The 15282-nt window shown below is 69.8% G+C and carries 18 protein-coding genes and 1 riboswitch; of the genes, 14 read left to right on the top strand and 4 right to left on the bottom strand.

The genetic code is table 11. From position 1 onward, the window contains the following. Positions 1–15: 15 nt before the first annotated feature. Entirely contained in the window at positions 16–903 is an 888-nt protein-coding gene (gene galU / locus MRBLWH10_RS02970) for a UTP--glucose-1-phosphate uridylyltransferase GalU (RefSeq protein ID WP_341941573.1), read from the bottom strand. Between the two features lie 41 nt (positions 904–944). Here galU and MRBLWH10_RS02965 point away from each other — a divergent pair, with 41 nt between their 5' ends. From MRBLWH10_RS02965 to mscL, 3 genes are read left to right on the top strand one after another with little or no spacing between them, the layout of a single operon-like run. Then, positions 945–1541, top strand: coding sequence for a 5-formyltetrahydrofolate cyclo-ligase (locus tag MRBLWH10_RS02965; protein ID WP_105675691.1), 597 nt, complete (start codon positions 945–947; stop codon positions 1539–1541). Between the two features lie 15 nt (positions 1542–1556). Then, the gene (locus tag MRBLWH10_RS02960) at positions 1557–1829 is read left to right on the top strand and encodes an FmdB family zinc ribbon protein (RefSeq protein WP_105675689.1); all 273 of its coding nucleotides are present in this window, start codon (positions 1557–1559) and stop codon (positions 1827–1829) included. A gap of 28 nt (positions 1830–1857) precedes the next feature. Beyond that, a complete protein-coding gene (mscL, locus tag MRBLWH10_RS02955; RefSeq protein ID WP_341941572.1) occupies positions 1858–2265 on the top strand; it encodes a large conductance mechanosensitive channel protein MscL in 408 nt (135 codons plus the stop codon). A 169-nt stretch (positions 2266–2434) separates the two neighbouring features. Here the strand turns inward: mscL and MRBLWH10_RS02950 are convergent, their stop codons facing one another. Both MRBLWH10_RS02950 and MRBLWH10_RS02945 read right to left on the bottom strand, forming a co-directional pair. Further along, positions 2435–2626, bottom strand: a complete 192-nt coding sequence (locus MRBLWH10_RS02950; RefSeq protein ID WP_341941571.1) for a hypothetical protein — start codon at positions 2624–2626, stop codon at positions 2435–2437. After that, positions 2619–6287: an AAA family ATPase gene (locus MRBLWH10_RS02945; RefSeq protein ID WP_341941570.1), complete on the bottom strand. Its 3669-nt coding sequence runs from the start codon at positions 6285–6287 to the stop codon at positions 2619–2621. The genes MRBLWH10_RS02950 and MRBLWH10_RS02945 overlap by 8 nt, the downstream gene beginning before the upstream one ends. 241 nt (positions 6288–6528) lie before the next feature. Between MRBLWH10_RS02945 and MRBLWH10_RS02940 the strand changes: the two genes are divergently transcribed. The 4 genes from MRBLWH10_RS02940 (at position 6529) to MRBLWH10_RS02925 (ending at position 8852) form a co-directional block, all read left to right on the top strand. Next, complete coding sequence (locus tag MRBLWH10_RS02940) at positions 6529–7047, top strand: methylated-DNA--[protein]-cysteine S-methyltransferase (RefSeq protein ID WP_341941569.1); 519 nt, start codon at positions 6529–6531, stop codon at positions 7045–7047. 119 nt (positions 7048–7166) lie between these two features. Then, entirely contained in the window at positions 7167–8021 is an 855-nt protein-coding gene (locus MRBLWH10_RS02935; RefSeq protein WP_341941568.1) for a LuxR C-terminal-related transcriptional regulator, read from the top strand. 38 nt (positions 8022–8059) lie between these two features. Next, positions 8060–8127: riboswitch (guanidine-III (ykkC-III) riboswitch) on the top strand. Between the two features lie 10 nt (positions 8128–8137). Next, entirely contained in the window at positions 8138–8464 is a 327-nt protein-coding gene (locus MRBLWH10_RS02930; protein ID WP_105675679.1) for a multidrug efflux SMR transporter, read from the top strand. A gap of 40 nt (positions 8465–8504) precedes the next feature. Then, on the top strand, positions 8505–8852 hold the full coding sequence (locus MRBLWH10_RS02925) for an Lsr2 family protein (RefSeq protein WP_341941567.1): 348 nt from the start codon (positions 8505–8507) through the stop codon (positions 8850–8852). A gap of 1 nt (position 8853) precedes the next feature. Here MRBLWH10_RS02925 and MRBLWH10_RS02920 read toward each other — a convergent pair whose 3' ends face one another. Then, positions 8854–9528, bottom strand: a complete 675-nt coding sequence (locus MRBLWH10_RS02920; protein WP_341941566.1) for a MarR family transcriptional regulator — start codon at positions 9526–9528, stop codon at positions 8854–8856. Positions 9529–9599: 71 nt separating this feature from the next. Here MRBLWH10_RS02920 and idi point away from each other — a divergent pair, with 71 nt between their 5' ends. The 7 genes from idi to MRBLWH10_RS02885 are packed head-to-tail and all read left to right on the top strand — an operon-like array spanning position 9600 to position 15281. After that, positions 9600–10139, top strand: a complete 540-nt coding sequence (gene idi / locus MRBLWH10_RS02915) for an isopentenyl-diphosphate Delta-isomerase (protein ID WP_341941565.1) — start codon at positions 9600–9602, stop codon at positions 10137–10139. Beyond that, on the top strand, positions 10136–11221 hold the full coding sequence (locus MRBLWH10_RS02910) for a polyprenyl synthetase family protein (protein ID WP_341941564.1): 1086 nt from the start codon (positions 10136–10138) through the stop codon (positions 11219–11221). Before idi ends, MRBLWH10_RS02910 begins: the two co-directional genes overlap by 4 nt. Next, positions 11218–12129, top strand: a complete 912-nt coding sequence (locus MRBLWH10_RS02905) for a squalene/phytoene synthase family protein (protein ID WP_341941563.1) — start codon at positions 11218–11220, stop codon at positions 12127–12129. Before MRBLWH10_RS02910 ends, MRBLWH10_RS02905 begins: the two co-directional genes overlap by 4 nt. Next, positions 12126–13721: a phytoene desaturase family protein gene (gene crtI, locus MRBLWH10_RS02900; RefSeq protein ID WP_341941562.1), complete on the top strand. Its 1596-nt coding sequence runs from the start codon at positions 12126–12128 to the stop codon at positions 13719–13721. The genes MRBLWH10_RS02905 and crtI overlap by 4 nt, the downstream gene beginning before the upstream one ends. Then, positions 13718–14065, top strand: a complete 348-nt coding sequence (locus MRBLWH10_RS02895; protein WP_341941561.1) for a lycopene cyclase domain-containing protein — start codon at positions 13718–13720, stop codon at positions 14063–14065. Before crtI ends, MRBLWH10_RS02895 begins: the two co-directional genes overlap by 4 nt. Next, complete coding sequence (locus MRBLWH10_RS02890) at positions 14062–14394, top strand: lycopene cyclase domain-containing protein (protein WP_341941560.1); 333 nt, start codon at positions 14062–14064, stop codon at positions 14392–14394. Before MRBLWH10_RS02895 ends, MRBLWH10_RS02890 begins: the two co-directional genes overlap by 4 nt. Next, positions 14391–15281: a prenyltransferase gene (locus tag MRBLWH10_RS02885; RefSeq protein ID WP_341941559.1), complete on the top strand. Its 891-nt coding sequence runs from the start codon at positions 14391–14393 to the stop codon at positions 15279–15281. Before MRBLWH10_RS02890 ends, MRBLWH10_RS02885 begins: the two co-directional genes overlap by 4 nt. The last annotated feature ends 1 nt before the right edge of the window (position 15282 follow it).

Genomic DNA, 15282 nt, shown 5'->3' with positions numbered 1-15282 from the left:
CGACGTCCGCGTCGCCTACAGGCGCTCCGCGAACTCCTTCAGCCACGGTCGCAGCTCGGGCCCGAGGTCATCACGGTCGGATGCCAGCTGCACGATCGCCTTGATGTAGTCGACGCGGTCGCCCGTGTCGTAGCGGCGACCACGGAAGATCACTCCGACGACCCCGGGGCCGCTCGGGTCGGTCGCGAGCACCTGCAACGCATCGGTGAGCTGGATCTCGCCGCCCTTGCCCGGCTCGGTGTGCTCGAGGATCTCGAAGATCGACGCGGGCAGCACGTAGCGGCCGATCACGGCGAGGTTGGACGGAGCGTCCACCTGCGCCGGCTTCTCGACGAGGCCGGTGACGCGCACGGCATCCTGCCCTTCGATCTCCTCCACCGCTGCCGCGCCGTACATGTGGATGCTGGCGGGGTCGACCTCCATGAGGGCGATGACCGCGGCGCCGGAGCGCTCGTGCTCGGCGATCATCTCGGTGAGCAGCGGATCGCGCTCGTCGATGAGATCGTCGCCGAGGAGGACGGCGAAGGAGCTGTCGCCGACGTGGGTCTTGGCCCGCAGCACGGCGTGTCCGAGTCCCTTCGGCTCTCCCTGGCGGACGAAGTGGATGTCGGCGAGGTCGCTCGACTTCATCACCCGCTCGAGGCGCCCGGTGTCGCCCTTCTCCATCAGCTTCACCTCGAGCTCCGGCACGGAGTCGAAGTGGTTCGAGATCGCGTTCTTGTTGCGCCCGATGATGACGAGGATGTCGTCGATGCCGGCATCCGCCGCCTCTTCGACGACGTACTGGATCGCCGGCTTGTCGACGACGGGGAGCATCTCCTTCGGCATCGCCTTGGTCGCAGGCAGGAATCGCGTCCCCAATCCTGCTGCGGGAATGACGGCCTTGATCTTGTGCTCACCCATCTCCCCAGCCTAGCGGTGGGCATCCCCGTAGACTCTGAGCCATGTCGAATGACGTCGAGCATGCCAAGCGGGCTCTGCGCGCCGAGCTCCGCGAACGCCGCCAGCTCCTGAGCGCCGCGCAGCGCGAGAGCGCGGCATCCGCCATCGGCCAGAGGCTCGACGACCTCGTGGACTCCCTCGGCGCGCGCTCCATCTCCTGCTTCCTCTCGACCACGACCGAACCGGGCACGCGGGACTTCGTCACGCGGGCGGTGCGGCGCGGCATCCGCGTCCTGCTCCCCATCACCCGAACCGACGGTCTGCTCGACTGGGCGGTCGCCACCGACGACGACGAGGTCGCCGAGGGCCTGTTCGGCCTTCCGGAGCCGACCGGCGAGGTGCTGAGCCCCATGGCCGTGAACGACGTGGACCTGATGATCATCCCCGCGGCGGCCGTCGACCGCAGCGGCATGCGCATGGGATGGGGGCGCGGGTACTTCGACAAGACCATCGGCTCGATGGAGAAGTGCCCGCCCGTCTACGCGGTCATCTATGATTCCGAGATACTCGACTCGCTGCCTCGCGAGATCCACGACCAGCCGGTGACCGGCGTCGTGACGCCGACGCAGACCCTGATCCTGTCGCAGACGCGACGCTGACCTCAGAGGAACGACATGCCCACCTATGCCTACGCCTGCACATCGTGCGGACACCGCTTCGACGCCGTCCAGAGCTTCGCCGAGGACGCCCTCACCATCTGTCCCGAGTGCGGCGGCGCCCTGCGCAAGCAGTACGGCTCGATCGGCGTGACGTTCAACGGCTCAGGCTTCTATCGCACGGACTCGCGCAGCAAATCCGTCAGTTCTGGGGATGCTTCGGCATCATCGAAGACGGAATCCTCGACGGGAGCCAAAAAGGCCCCTGCGTCGACTCCGGCCTCATCCTGAGGTCCTCGATCCGTTTGGGGGAGTTTCTGTGATCCAGGGATTCAAAGAGTTCATTCTCAAAGGTAATGTCATCGACCTGGCCGTCGCTGTCGTCATCGGCGGCGCGTTCACCGCGATCGTCAACGCGGTCGTCGCCAGCGTCATCAACCCGCTCGTCGCCTTGTTCTTCGAGGCCGACAAGGCGGGCAAGTTCGGGCCGACCATCCACGGCATCTACGGTCAGCCCGTCACCTTCCCTCTGGGCGACCTCATCACCGCGGTCATCAGCTTCTTCGCCGTCGCGCTGGTCGTGTACTTCGCGTTCGTGCTGCCGATGAACGCGTACAAGGCGCGCAAGGCCGCGAAGAACCCCATCGCCGAAGAGGCCGCACAGGCCACCGAAGGCGAGCTCCTCGCCGAGATCCGCGACCTGCTGAAGCAGCAGCGCGGGGCCTGACCCGTCTACGCGAGAACGCCCGGCTCCTCCCTCGAGGAGCCGGGCGTTCTGCTGCATCCGCCCTGCGGGGTTGAGTCACTCCTGCGATTCGACAGGGCTGAGGAACGTGCGCGCTCCAACAGGGCTAAGGCACGTTCGCGATTCGACAGGGCTGAGGCACGTTCGCGATTCAGTAATGCGGCGGAACGTCGCGCAGCAGCTGCTGATCGTTGGGGCCCTTCCCTGCGGATGCCGGCGGCGGCGGGCGCTCCTCGTCGGCGGCCCCCGTCTCCGGCGACGGGTCGGTGCCGGGCACCGGGGTCAGCCGAGCGCGGCGCGAGCCGGGGACCCGCACGACGCGCTGGGGGCGGTCGTCAGTCATCTCGCGCGTCGTCGACGTCGAGCGGCTGCGTGTCGTTGTCAGCACGAGGCGCGGATGCCGAGATGCCGAGCACTCCGGCGATGCGGGTCGCCGCCGTCACCGGGTCACTGTACAGATCGAAGGCGTGCACCCGCACGTAGTGCCAGCCGAGCCGCCGAAGCACGTGCGGACGCAGCCGCAGCGTCTCCCGCAGCGACTCCCCCCGCGATTCGGGGTCGGACTCGATGACCACGGCCTTGCCGTTGTGCTGGGCGACGAGCGGCAGCAGACCGCGGTAGTCGACGTCGACGGAGGCGCCGAGGCGGCGCAGCTCCCTGGCGAGAGCCAGCGTGAGCGGATCGGCGAGATCCTCGAGGCGGGCCTCCCTGCCGCGCGCGGCGAGATTGCCGAGCGTCGACATGAGCGTGGCCGCGCCGTGCTCCAGTCGCCCGTCGTCGAAGGCGGACGGACGGATGGACGAGACGATCACCATCGAGCGGCGGGCTCTCGTCATCCCGACCGTGAGCAGCCTCTCTCCGTCGGGGGTCGACAGGTCGCCGAAGTCGCTGAGGACGCGGCCGTGCTTGGTCAGGCCGAATCCGAGCGAGAAGATCACCCGGTCGCGGCTCTCGGCCACGGACTCCTCGAGCGTGAGGACGGCGAAGGGCTCTGCCGTGTCGCGACCCACGAAGTCGGCCACGTCGGAGCGCCCGGCGAACGCCGACGTCACGGCGGCGCGCACGCGCTCGGCGTGGCGGGCGCTCGCGGTGACGACCATGAGCGATTCCTCCGGCCGGTGCACGGCATGCTCGACGACCAGGGTGACGACCCGGGCGACCTCGGCCTCGGGGCTCTCGACGGCTCCGGAGATCGGATCGGGGGCGCCGGTGCCGCCCTCCACGTAGTCGACGGTGAGACTGCCGCGACCGAGGTACGAACCCGCCCAGGGCAGCGACACGATCTCGCCGCCGTAGAAGGCGTCGTTGATGAGCTCGACCAGATCCTCGCCGCCCGCGCGATAGCTGCGGGTCAGCGTCATCACCGGCAGCACCTCGGAGAGGCGCTCGAACACCGAGACCTCGTCGAACGGCACCTCGGCTTCCCAGTCGGAGGCGGGATCGACGGCCACGTGGAACGGCTTGGGCTTCTGCGTCACCGGGTCGCCGAACGCCACGACCTGGCGTGCACGGCGGATCGCCGGGGTCGCCTCCGCGAGGTTCACGGCGGCGGCATCCACCAGCAGCACCGTGTCGAACTCGACGGAGTCCGGGATCTCGGGCACGAGATACGGCGACGAGATCCACACGGGGGCGAGCACGTTCACGAGGCTCGGAGCGGAGCTCACGATCTCCGCGGTCGTCGTTCCCGGCTGCTTCAGGGCGCGGCGAAGATGCTGCGACTCCTGCGGCTCGTCGACGATGGCGATCTTCCACTGGTTCGCCAGCTGCCACGCCAGCAGAGGACCCGCGGCCGCCGCGTGCGCCTCGTCGACCAGTCGGAAGTCGCGCTCCAGCCTGTCGACGACCGCCGTGTTGGCCCCGAGGAGCGCGCGGTCGTCCTGCAGCGCCCGCTCGAGCAGGGACTGCCACCAGGCGAACTCGAGCTCGTCACCCACGCGCGCCTCGGACACATGACGGACGGACAGCTCGGCGAGCAGGGGGCCGAGGCCGAGCTCGGCCAGGCTGTCGCGCAGCTGCGCCCGCTCGACGAGGTTGTCGAAGACGTCGGACTTCGCGGCGAGTCCGGCGAGCGTGCGCACCAGTCGCGCGACCGGGATCGAGGCGAGAGGCTCGCGGCGGCCGAGGGCGGCGTCGAGCTCTGCGAGCTCGGCCTGCACCCGCTGCCACGAGACGTAGACGTCGGCGAGACCGAGCGGGATCTCCGGAGCCACTCCCGCCTCGACGCAGCGCTGCCACTGCGTCCGCTGCGTCTGGATCCGCAGGAGAGCCTCGTGCATCTCGGTCACGTGCACACCGGGGCGCACGTACTCTTTGGCCAGCTTGCGGAGCCGTCGGCGGTTGGCGCCGGACATGCCCGGCGCATCGCGTCGGGAGCCGTGAGCCTGGATCAGCTCGCCCAGCGGACGCTCGAAGACGGTGGGGCTGAAGCGGTCGAGCGAGTCGCGGATGCCCTGGAGCAGCCGCAGGTACTCCCCCAGCTCGTCGATCGTCGAGAAGGGCCGCATATGGGTCTGCGCGATCAGCGCGTAGCCGCGCTCGAGCAGGGCGGGCACGCTCGTCGAGTGCAGCCGTGCGGCGAGCTCGTGAGCGGATCGCGCGGCATCCGTGCTCGTGAACGTGACGCCGTACCAGGGCGAGTCGTCGGGTCCGAAGCGGAACTCGCCGAGCCGCGCGGCCTGCGCGAGGGACTCCGCCGCCGCCGTGCGGTCTCCGGCCAGGCGGCGCAGTGTCTCCGCGCTCAACCGAGCGGTGGTGGACGGCGGCTGCGGGAGCGAGGCGAGCGCCGTGAGGTGCCTGGTCGCATCGAGGACCGATGCTCCTGTCCCGTGGACCTCGGAGGTCAGCGCCCTGCGGTAGTCGCGCAGGACCGTCCGCAGGCGCACCAGGGCGTCGTCGACGTCGCTGACCTTCGGCGCCGCGGCCTTCTCGTTCCTGCCGATCGCCCGCACGAGATCCCGGCGGACTCCCGCCGTCGACACGGCGAGGCTGTCGAGTCCGATCCCGGCGAGCCGATGACGCACGCCGTCGAGGGTCGAGCGTCGAGCAGACACCACGAGGACGCGCTTGCCCGCACGCACCAGCTCTCCGAGCGCGTTGATCACGGTCTGCGTGCCCCCTGTGCCGGGGAGCGTGGCGACGGTCAGCGAGTGGCCCGCCGCGATCCGAGTGAGCACGGCCTCCTGCTCCGCGTCCGCGTCCAGGAGCAGATTGTCGGATGCCGGGGCCCGGTCGTCCGGTCCGGTGTACCGCGGATCGGGGCGCCGTGCCGTGACCTGCTCGCGGTCTGCGACATGACCTGCGAGGGCGTTGAGCACGACGTGATCGAGGGAGCGGGCGTCGCGCGTCATGGCCCCGCTCACGTCTGCGAAGGTCGACACCAGCAGACGGGGCTGGACGGAGAAGGTGTCGATCGAGCGCGTCGTCGCCCGGAGGCTGTCGATCACCGGCTGCGGTTTGAAGATGCCGCCGTCGTAGGCGAGCGCCGCGAGCGCCGCCGCGTCGATCGTGATGCCGAAGTGCTCGCGCGCGATGCGGATGAGCTCGGGGTTCACCTCGAACGCGCCCTGCAGCTTGAGCTCGAAGTCCGAGTGGTGTCGGCGGATGGCGAGCGGGCGCAGCAGCACGGGCGCCGCGAAGTCGACGCCGCCGATGCGCCATCCCGCGACGCCGACCGCGAGATGCACGGCCTCGATGCCGCGGACGGTGCGCAGCTCGGTGTTCTTGGCGGTGATCCGCTCGGCGGCGAGGCGGGCCGTGCGCAGGCCGACCTCGTCGCGGAAGAGGTTGGAGAGAAGCGTCGACTTGCCGGTGATGAACTGGGGAAGGCTGCCGGGGTGCGCCTTGGAGATGTCGATGCCCGATTCGACGGTGTCGCGGAAGGACACCAGGGGCGAGGGCCCGCCGAGATCGGCGGCCTCCGCGCGGAGCCGGGTGCGCTCGGCCTCGGCCGCATGGGCCACACCGACGCCCGTGGCGCCGTCGCCCAGCTCTCCGAGGGTCACTGCGGCGTCCGTTGCCGCTTCTTCCGCAGCCTTGCCATCACGTCGCCACACACCTCACACCCTAAGCGCGACACGCCACGGCGCCGGTATCCCGGGCGGGTTTCACCGGATTTCCGCCGCTGAACGGCCGCCCCGCTCCCTCTTTCCACTCCTCGTCCACGCCTGCCGGGCGTGGACGGGTTCTCCCCCGATCCCGGGTCTCGTGCCGTGCAGGGTCGGCGTCGCCCGTCAGTATGGGCTCATGACGTACCGCTACGACTTCGCTCCCACACCGTTCGGTGATGCACTCGCGGTGTTCTCCGACGAGGGGATCGTCCAGTTCGACCTGTCCGAGTCCGACGACCCGACGGTCCCCTGGCTCCTCGAGGGCGTCGCCCGCAGGCTCCGCTCCGTGCCGGAGCCCGACCCCGGCGCCGCCGACGAGCTCGCCCATCTGCTGGAGGACTACTTCGACGGCGATCCCGTCCGGTTCGACGAACACCTCCGACTCGACTGGCGCCTCGCAGACGGCTTCGCCCTCAAAGCCCTCCAGACGATCTGCACGATCGAGTGGGGCGAGACCCTCAGCTACGGCGAGGTCGCCGCGCTGGCAGGGCATCCGGGTGCGGCACGCGCCGTGGGAACGGCGTGCCGGCTCACACCGTTCTCGATCATCGTCCCCGTGCACCGGGTGGTGCGCTCCGACGGGACCCCCGGTCACTACGGGGCGCACCCCGAGCGGAAGCGCTATCTGCTCGACCTCGAATCGCGGAGGGGATAGCGGAAAGACGACGCGGGTCCGGCGAGTAGGCCGCCGGACCCGCGTGCCCACGACGGCCCGGTGGTAACGTCGTCGCTACGAAATGGGGCACGACGCCGTCACCCCGGAAGCAGGTGGTCGTGAGTACTCCGTCCGGAATGGAATCCGAGGCCGAGCTCGTCGCCCGCGCGGTGAGAGAGCTCGCCACGCGCACGCGCTTCCCCGTCGCCTTCGGAGGCCTGGTCGAAGAAGGCGTCGTCCGCGTGACGAGCATCGTCGGCAACCGGACCCACAGCCTGGACGGCCTCCGGGTCCGCCCGGAGCGAGGGCTCGGCGGACGGGCGATGATGGAGCAGCGTCCGCGCATGACCAGCGACTACGGCTCCTCGCAGCAGATCACGCACGACTACGACGGTTTCGTGCTCGGCGAGGGCATCCGCACGCTGCTCGCCCTGCCGATCGTGGTCAGCGGTCGCCCGCGCGGCGTGCTCTACGCCGGCGCCTGGGACGAGACCCCGGTGGGCGGCGTCACCACAGCCCCCGCGATGCAGGTGGCCCAGTCCGTCGCAGACGAGCTGAGGATCCGCGACGAGGTCGATCGACGCCTGCGCGCGGCACAGGGATCGGATGCCGTCGCCCCGTCGCAGCGCGAGGAGCTCCGCGAGAGCTTCGCCGAACTGCGCAGCATCGCCGCATCGATCGACGACGCCGACCTGCGGGCGCGGATCGCCGGAGTGGAGAGCCGCCTCGTCGCCCTCGCGGGAGATGCGCTCCCGACCGCGACCGGCCCCGTTCCGACCGTCCACCTCTCCCGGCGCGAGACGGACGTTCTCGCCTGCGCGGCACTCGGGGCCACCAATGCGGAGATCGCGACGCAACTGGGTCTGCGCGAAAGCACCGTGAAGGCCTATCTCGGCTCCGCGATGTCGAAGCTCGACGCCTCCACCCGCCACGCCGCCGTGGCGAGAGCGCGGCGTGCCGGCCTGCTCCCCTGACTGCACAGGCCCTGCCCAGCGCCTGTTGCTACGGTGGGTCCTGGCCGATGAACCTCGGCCCCGGACGAGGCAGACCAGTACCCGGTGAGCGAAAAGACTGGTCCGAAAGGACCATCATGTCGTGGATCATTCTTGTCGCCTCCGGCATCCTCGAAGCCGTATGGGCGACCGCCCTGGGTAAATCAGAAGGATTGACAAAACTCTGGCCGAGCGTGATCTTCCTCGGCGGACTCGCATTGTCGATGTTCGGTCTCGCATTCGCCATGCGGGAGATCGCCACCGGCACCGCCTATGCGGTATGGGTGGGAATCGGCGCGACGCTGACCGTGGTCTGGGCGATGATCACCGGAGACAGCGAGATCTCCTGGATCCGCATTCTCCTTCTCCTGGGTCTCGTGGGCTGCATTGTCGGTCTGAAACTGATCGACCCCGGCCACGAATAATCCTTGGTGCAATTAGCCGTCAGGTTGTAGTGTCAATTCCATGGCGAAAAGAATTGTGCATCAGCTGGTCGATGACGTCGACGGAAGCGTCCTGGAAGTCGGAGAAGGCGAGACAATCCACTTCTCCCTGAATGGAGCCGCATACGAGATCGACGTGAATGCCGAGCACGCAGAAGAATTGCGCAAGGCATTCGCTCCGTACATCTCCGCCGGGCGCCGTGCGGGTTCATCGGGAGCGCCGTCTCGCGCTGCCGCTCCCCGCAAGCGCCCCGCGCGCAACCCCGAGGTCGCGGCAATCCGCGCCTGGGCGAACGACAACGGCTACACCCTCTCCGAGCGCGGTCGCATCCCCGCTCCTGTCATCGAGGCCTACAACGCGGCTCACTGAGTCACACAGGCGCCGAGGAGTCTCCCCGATCTCGGGAGGGCTCCTCGGCGCCTTTCTGCGCCCAGGGCTCATCCCTGAGGGTGATCTCGTCGGTCATGTCGACGAGGAAGCGGATCACGACGTCGCGCTCAGCGGCCGACAATCGCGCGGCCGCATAGAACCGCTTGGACTGCTGCCGACCCACGGTCTCCATGGCCGCATGGCGGGTCTCCGCCGTGATCGATATCGCCAGCGCCCGCCGATCCGTCGGATGCGGCGCGCGCACGATGTGCCCGCTCTTCTCCAGCCTGTCGAGCAGCTTCGTCGTCGACGCGGTCGAGATGCCGAGGTGCCCGGCGATGCCTGAGGGGGTCGCGATGACTCCCCTGTTCGCGCACACTATGAGGTAGTGCAGCGCGCGCATGTCGGTCTCATTGAGTCGCATGAAGCGCCGAGACGCGAGCGAGAGCTTCTGCTCGGCATCGCGGAGGTCGCCCAGCGCACCCATGAGCACGGCGATCTGCCGGAGATCCTCCGGAGACACCCCGGTGCGATCGATCAGCGCGCTGCGCGGATCGCTGGCCTCCACGTCGTAGATGGCGGCGTGCGTCAGACCGTCGGGAGACGCCCGCTCGGCGGAGGGACCGTGCTCCGTCGTGCCCCCGGTCAACGGGCTGGCATCAGGTCCGGTGTCCATGCGATCATGTTACACACGAATTACTTCATGCTATGTTGACTATTAGCCAAGCTAGCGAAATGAGGAGGACGATGGTCGAGGTCACGCTTCTCGCTGAAGACGGCTCCCCCATCGGCACGATGCCGAAGGAGAGCGTGCACAGCACCGACACTCCTCTCCACCTGGCCTTCTCCTGCTACGTCTTCGACGATGCGGGCCACCTCCTCGTCACCCGGCGCGCCCTCACCAAGCGCACGTGGCCCGGCGTGTGGACCAACAGCTTCTGCGGTCACCCCCAACCACAGGAGGACATGTCGGATGCCGTGCACCGACACGCTCTCGCCGAGCTCGGGATCGGACTCTCCGCCGTCGATCTCGCTCTGCCCGAGTACCGCTACCGTGCGGTCGACGCGAGCGGCATCGTCGAGAACGAGATCTGCCCCGTGCATGTCGCGACGATCGACGGCACCGTGTCCCCGGATCCGGCCGAGGTCATGGAATGGGCATGGGTGGATCCCGCTGCTCTCACGACTGCCGTCGCGTCGGCGCCGTTCGCCTTCAGCCCGTGGCTGCGGGAGCAGCTGCCGCAGCTCGGCCGCCTTCCGCTGCTCCGGCCGATCGGCGCCTCATGAACGCCCTCGCCCTGGGGGCCGACCTCCGGATCCCCATCGAAGAGGCGCTGCGCCGCCAGCTCGACCAGCGCATGCCCGATGCCCGACGCTACGGACCGGAGTTCTCCCGCCTGTGGGAGCTCGCCGCCGAGAAGGCGGTGGGCGGAAAGCTGCTGCGCCCACGGCTCCTCGTCGAGATCCATCACGCGCTCTCCGATGACGCCGAGTCCGATCCGCTGCCGCCGACCGTGCTGGAGATCGCCGCGCTGGTCGAGCAGATCCACTTCGCGTTCCTCCTGCACGACGACATCATCGACGGCGACGTTCTCCGGCGCGGAACGACCAACCTCATCGGCGCGCTCAGCACCGAGGCGCACCCGCGGATCGACGAAGAGGCACGACTGCACTGGGCCCGGAGCAGCGCTCTCCTGATGGGGGACCTGCTCCTCGCATCCGCTCTCCTCGGCGCGGCCAGAGCTGACCTCGCCTCCCGCGTGCGGGACCGCCTGCTGGACGTGATCGACCGCACCGTCACCGAGACCGTCGCGGGCGAGCACCGCGACGTCGGCCTCGCCGACGGGATCATCCCGCCGGACCTCGAGACCATCCTCGCGATGACGGCCGACAAGACGGCGGCGTACTCCTTCGAGCTCCCCCTGCGCTGCGGCGCCATCCTGGCCGGCGCGTCGGAGGATGCCGAGGCCGCACTCGTCGACATCGGTCGCCCCCTCGGTCTGGCGTATCAGCTGCAGGACGATCTGCTCTCGGTCTTCGGAGAGGCGGCCGAGCACGGCAAGGACCCGCGCTCCGACCTCCGCGAGGGCAAGGTGACCGCGATCATCGCCTTCGCGCGCACGACGAGCACGTGGCCGCGCATCGCTCCGCTCTTCGGCTCCCCCGATCTTCAGCCGGGCGAGGAGGCGGACGTGCGCGACCTCCTCCGCGCCTGCGGCGCCGAGGAGTTCGTGCAGCAGCTGGTGGACGAGGAGATCGCGACGGCTCGCGCGCTCCTGTCGACTGCGGAGCGGTCGGGAGCGCTGCCGCCGACCGCGATCGATCGCGTCGCACGCCTCGTCGACCGCGTCGAGGGGAGACGGTCATGACCCGCGGCGACGCCGTCGAGGTGAGCTCCCTCGACAGGTTCACCCGAGCGGCGGAGGCGACGTCCGCCGACGTCATCACGGCGTACTCCTCGTCGTTCGGCCTGGCGACGCGGCTCCTCGGCACGCGCCACCGTCGGCACGTGCGCAACGTGTACGCCATGGTGCGCGTGGCGGATGAGATCGTCGACGGGGTCGCCGCGGAGGCGGGGCTCGATGCCGAGGGGCAGCGCGCCGCGCTGTCGTCCTACGTCGACGAGACCCACAGCGCCCTGCGCGACGGCTACAGCACCAACCTCGTGCTCCATGCCTTCGCCCGCACCGCGCGGGCGTCCGGCATCGGCGAGGATCTCACCCGGCCGTTCTTCGAGTCGATGGCCGCTGACATCGCCGCCGACTCCGGCTCCGATGCACTGGTCGCCTACGACGCGGGGGCTCACGAACGCTACGTGTACGGCTCCGCGGAGGTCGTGGGGTTGATGTGCCTGCGGATCTTCCTCCGGGCGGAGTCGCGGACGGAGCAGGAGCTCGCGGCACTCGAGCACGGCGCACGGCAGCTCGGCGCCGCGTTCCAGAACGTCAACTTCCTGCGGGACCTCGCCGACGACACCGCGCGCCTTCACCGCGGCTACCTCGCAGGAGAGCGCCGGCTGACGGACGCGGACCGCGACAGGTGGGTCGCCACGGTGCGCGCGCAGCTCGCCGACGCCCGCGCGGTGATGCCGCTGCTGCCCCGAGACTGCCGCTCCGCCGTTCGAAGCGCCCATGACCTGTTCGCCGCGCTCGCGGACCGGGTGGCGACGACGCCGACGGCCGAGCTGTACCGGCGCCGCGTGCGGGTCCCCGATGCGCTCAAGATCTGGCTCGCGGTCCGTGCGACGCTGCGTACCCGTCTGGAGCGCGCCTCGTGAGCCGCATCGTCGTCATCGGCGCGGGTGTCGCCGGACTCGCCACCGCGGCGCTGCTCGCCAAGGACGGGCATGAGGTTCTGATCCTCGAGAAGAACGGCGCTCTCGGCGGCCGCGCCGGATCGCTGGAACGCGACGGCTTCCGCTTCGACACCGGCCCATCGTGGTATCTCATGCCGCAGGTGTTCGAGCACTTCTTCCGGATGATGGGGACGAGCAGCGCGGAGCAACTCGACCTCGTCGCCCTGGACCCCGCGTATCGCGTGTTCACGGACCCTGTGACGCACCCGGAGGCCGCGGTGACCGTCACCGCGGGCCGCGCCGCGACCATGCACCTGTTCGAGACCATGGAGCCCGGCGCGGGGGCGGCCCTGAGCTCCTACCTCGACTCCGCCGTGCACGCGGGGGCGATGGCGGAGAAGCACTTCCTCTACAACCCCTTCACGGGCGCCTCCTGGATGACGCACCCCGAGGTGCTCCGCGCGGCGCCGCGCCTGGTCCCCCTCCTGCTGACCCGGCTCCAGTCGTTCGCGGCGCGTCGCTTCCGGCATCCGGTGCTGCGGCAGATCCTCGGGTATCCGGCGGTGTTCCTCGGAACCGACCCCCGAACCGCGCCGGCGATGTACCACCTGATGAGCGCCCTCGATCTCGACGACGGCGTGCTGTACCCGCAGGGCGGGTTCCACCGTGTCGCCGAGAGGTTCGCCACGCTGGCGTCCGAGGCGGGTGCGGAGACGCGCACGGGCGCGGAGGTCACGGCGATCCTCACCTCCGGCGAGCGCCGGGGCGCCAGAGCCACCGGCGTGCAGTGGGTCGACGAGCACGGTGCGCAGCACGTCGAGCGCGCTGATGTCGTCGTCTCGACCGCCGATCTGCACCACACCGAGACCCGTCTGCTGCCCCCGGCGCTGCGTTCCTATCCCGAGCGATGGTGGCAGCGCCGCACGAGCGGCCCCGGTGCGGTGCTCGTGATGCTGGGCGTCCGTGGCGCACTGCCTCAGCTCCCCCATCACTCGCTCTTCTTCACGGACGACTGGGATGCCAACTTCGATGCGATCTTCGGCCCGCATCCCTCGATCCCCTCTCCGGCATCCGTGTACGTCTGCCGCCCGAGTGCGACGGACGTCGAGGTCGCGCCGGAGGGGCACGAGAACCTCTTCATCCTGGTGCCCGTTCCCGCGGACGTCGAGATCGGGCACGGCGGACCGGACGGCACCGGTTCCGCCGCGGTCGAACGGGCCGCGGATGCCGCCATCGACCTGGTCGCCACGTGGGCGGGAATCGACGACCTGCGCGAGCGCATCGTGGTGCGCGAGACGACGGGACCCGCCGACTTCCGCGACGACTTCCACTCCTGGCGCGGAGGGATGCTCGGGCCCGCGCATACGCTCTCGCAGAGTGCGATGTTCCGTGCGGGGAACGCGTCGCGTCGCGTCCGCGGTCTCTTCTACGCCGGCGCCACGACGTCACCCGGCGTCGGAGTGCCGATGTGCCTGATCAGCGCGGAGATCGTCCTCAAGCGGGTCAGGGGCGACCGATCCAGCGGGCCGCTGGCGACGGCCCCGGTCGCCGCCTCCCGGGAGGCCGGGCGATGACGGGCCTGATCTACCTCGGCGCACTCCTCGTGTCGGCGGGATGCCTCGTCTTGGTGGACCGGCGCTATCGGCTGTTCTTCTGGCGCGATCCGCTGTCCGCGCTCGTCGTGACGGTCGTCGGCGCGGCGTTCTTCCTCGCCTGGGACGCAGCCGGGATCGCGACGGGCCTCTTCCTGCGCGGCGACGCGACGATCGCGACCGGCCTGGTGCTCGCCCCGGAGATGCCGATCGAGGAGCCGGTGTTCCTCCTCTTCCTCGTGCAGTGCATCATGATCGCGTACACGGGCGCCGCACGGATCCTCTCCCGCCGGGCGCGCAGCACGCGAGGAGAGGAGCCGTCATGACCGCATACCTGTCACTCGCGCTCTGGTTCGTCGGCATCGCCGCCGCGCTGGCCGCGCTGCTCACCCTCCTCTCCGGGAGGCGTCGCCGCGCCCGCGTCGGCGCGATGGCTCTGACGGCGCTCGTCCTCTTCGTCCTCACGGCCGCCTTCGACAACCTCATGATCGGGGCGGGGCTCTTCCACTACGACGCGGCGCAGCTCCTCGGCGTGAGCGTGGGTCTCGCCCCCGTCGAGGACTTCGCGTATCCGCTCGCCGGCGCGCTCCTGCTCCCCGCGCTGTGGGAGTTCCTGCGGGGCCGTCGGGCGCGAGCCGAGGAGGAGAGCGCATGACCGCCCCGGCATCCCCCCGTTCCGCGGTGCGCGACGCCGCTCTGGTGCTGCTGTCATCGCGGCCGGTGAGCTGGATCAACACCGCCTTCCCCTTCGGCGCCGCGTACCTGCTCACGACGAGAGAGCTCGACGCGACGGCGATCGTGGGCTTCGTGTACTTCCTCGTCCCGTACAACCTCGCCATGTACGGCATCAACGACGTCTTCGACTACGCCTCCGATCTCGCGAACCCTCGCAAGGGGGGAATCGAGGGGGCGCTGCTGCCGCCTCGGCTGCACCGCTGGACGCTCTGGGCCGCTGTCGTCACGAACCTCCCGTTCCTTGTCTGGCTCGCCGTCGTCGGATCCCCCGTGTCCTGGATCGCTCTGGGTGTGAGCGTGTTCGCCGTCATCGCCTACTCCGCTCCGGGGCTGCGGTTCAAGGAGCGCCCCTTCCTCGACTCCGCGACCTCCAGCATCCACTTCGTCTCCCCCGCCGTGGTCGGGCTCGCCCTCGCGGGCGCCGACATCACCCTCGACACGGTGCTCGTGCTGCTCGCGTTCTTCCTCTGGGGCGCCGCCGCCCACGCCTTCGGCGCCGTGCAGGACGTCGGCCCTGATCGCTCGGCCGGGATCTCGTCGATCGCGACCGTGATCGGCGCGCGCGCCACTGTGCGGATGGCGGTGATCCTGTGGTTCGTCGCCGGCATCGCCATGCTCTTCACCCACTGGCCGGCGCCCCTCGGCGCCGTGCTCGCCCTCCCCTACATCGTCAACGCCCTGCCCTGGTGGAGCGTGACGGATGAGACCTCCGCACGCACCAACACGGCGTGGCGTCGATTCATCGTCATGAACTACATAGCCGGATTCCTCGCGACGATGATCCTCATCCTCGCCTGGAACTCCTGAC

This window comes from Microbacterium sp. LWH10-1.2 (assembly GCF_038397765.1).
Taxonomy (GTDB): Bacteria; Actinomycetota; Actinomycetes; order Actinomycetales; family Microbacteriaceae; genus Microbacterium; species Microbacterium natoriense.
This window is presented reverse-complemented; position numbering and strand designations above follow the sequence as displayed.

Bases quoted from the DNA above. Each gene is read 5' to 3' on its own strand.
- MRBLWH10_RS02940 (WP_341941569.1), top strand. From the start codon at position 6,529: ATGACGTACCGCTACGACTTCGCTCCCACACCGTTCGGTGATGCACTC.
- MRBLWH10_RS02960 (WP_105675689.1), top strand. From the start codon at position 1,557: ATGCCCACCTATGCCTACGCCTGCACATCGTGCGGACACCGCTTCGAC.
- idi (WP_341941565.1), top strand. From the start codon at position 9,600: ATGGTCGAGGTCACGCTTCTCGCTGAAGACGGCTCCCCCATCGGCACG.
- MRBLWH10_RS02950 (WP_341941571.1), bottom strand. From the start codon at position 2,626: ATGACTGACGACCGCCCCCAGCGCGTCGTGCGGGTCCCCGGCTCGCGC.
- MRBLWH10_RS02895 (WP_341941561.1), top strand. From the start codon at position 13,718: ATGACGGGCCTGATCTACCTCGGCGCACTCCTCGTGTCGGCGGGATGC.
- MRBLWH10_RS02905 (WP_341941563.1), top strand. From the start codon at position 11,218: ATGACCCGCGGCGACGCCGTCGAGGTGAGCTCCCTCGACAGGTTCACC.
- MRBLWH10_RS02920 (WP_341941566.1), bottom strand. From the start codon at position 9,528: ATGGACACCGGACCTGATGCCAGCCCGTTGACCGGGGGCACGACGGAG.
- galU (WP_341941573.1), bottom strand. From the start codon at position 903: ATGGGTGAGCACAAGATCAAGGCCGTCATTCCCGCAGCAGGATTGGGG.
- MRBLWH10_RS02965 (WP_105675691.1), top strand. From the start codon at position 945: ATGTCGAATGACGTCGAGCATGCCAAGCGGGCTCTGCGCGCCGAGCTC.
- MRBLWH10_RS02910 (WP_341941564.1), top strand. From the start codon at position 10,136: ATGAACGCCCTCGCCCTGGGGGCCGACCTCCGGATCCCCATCGAAGAG.
- MRBLWH10_RS02930 (WP_105675679.1), top strand. From the start codon at position 8,138: ATGTCGTGGATCATTCTTGTCGCCTCCGGCATCCTCGAAGCCGTATGG.
- MRBLWH10_RS02885 (WP_341941559.1), top strand. From the start codon at position 14,391: ATGACCGCCCCGGCATCCCCCCGTTCCGCGGTGCGCGACGCCGCTCTG.
- MRBLWH10_RS02925 (WP_341941567.1), top strand. From the start codon at position 8,505: ATGGCGAAAAGAATTGTGCATCAGCTGGTCGATGACGTCGACGGAAGC.
- MRBLWH10_RS02890 (WP_341941560.1), top strand. From the start codon at position 14,062: ATGACCGCATACCTGTCACTCGCGCTCTGGTTCGTCGGCATCGCCGCC.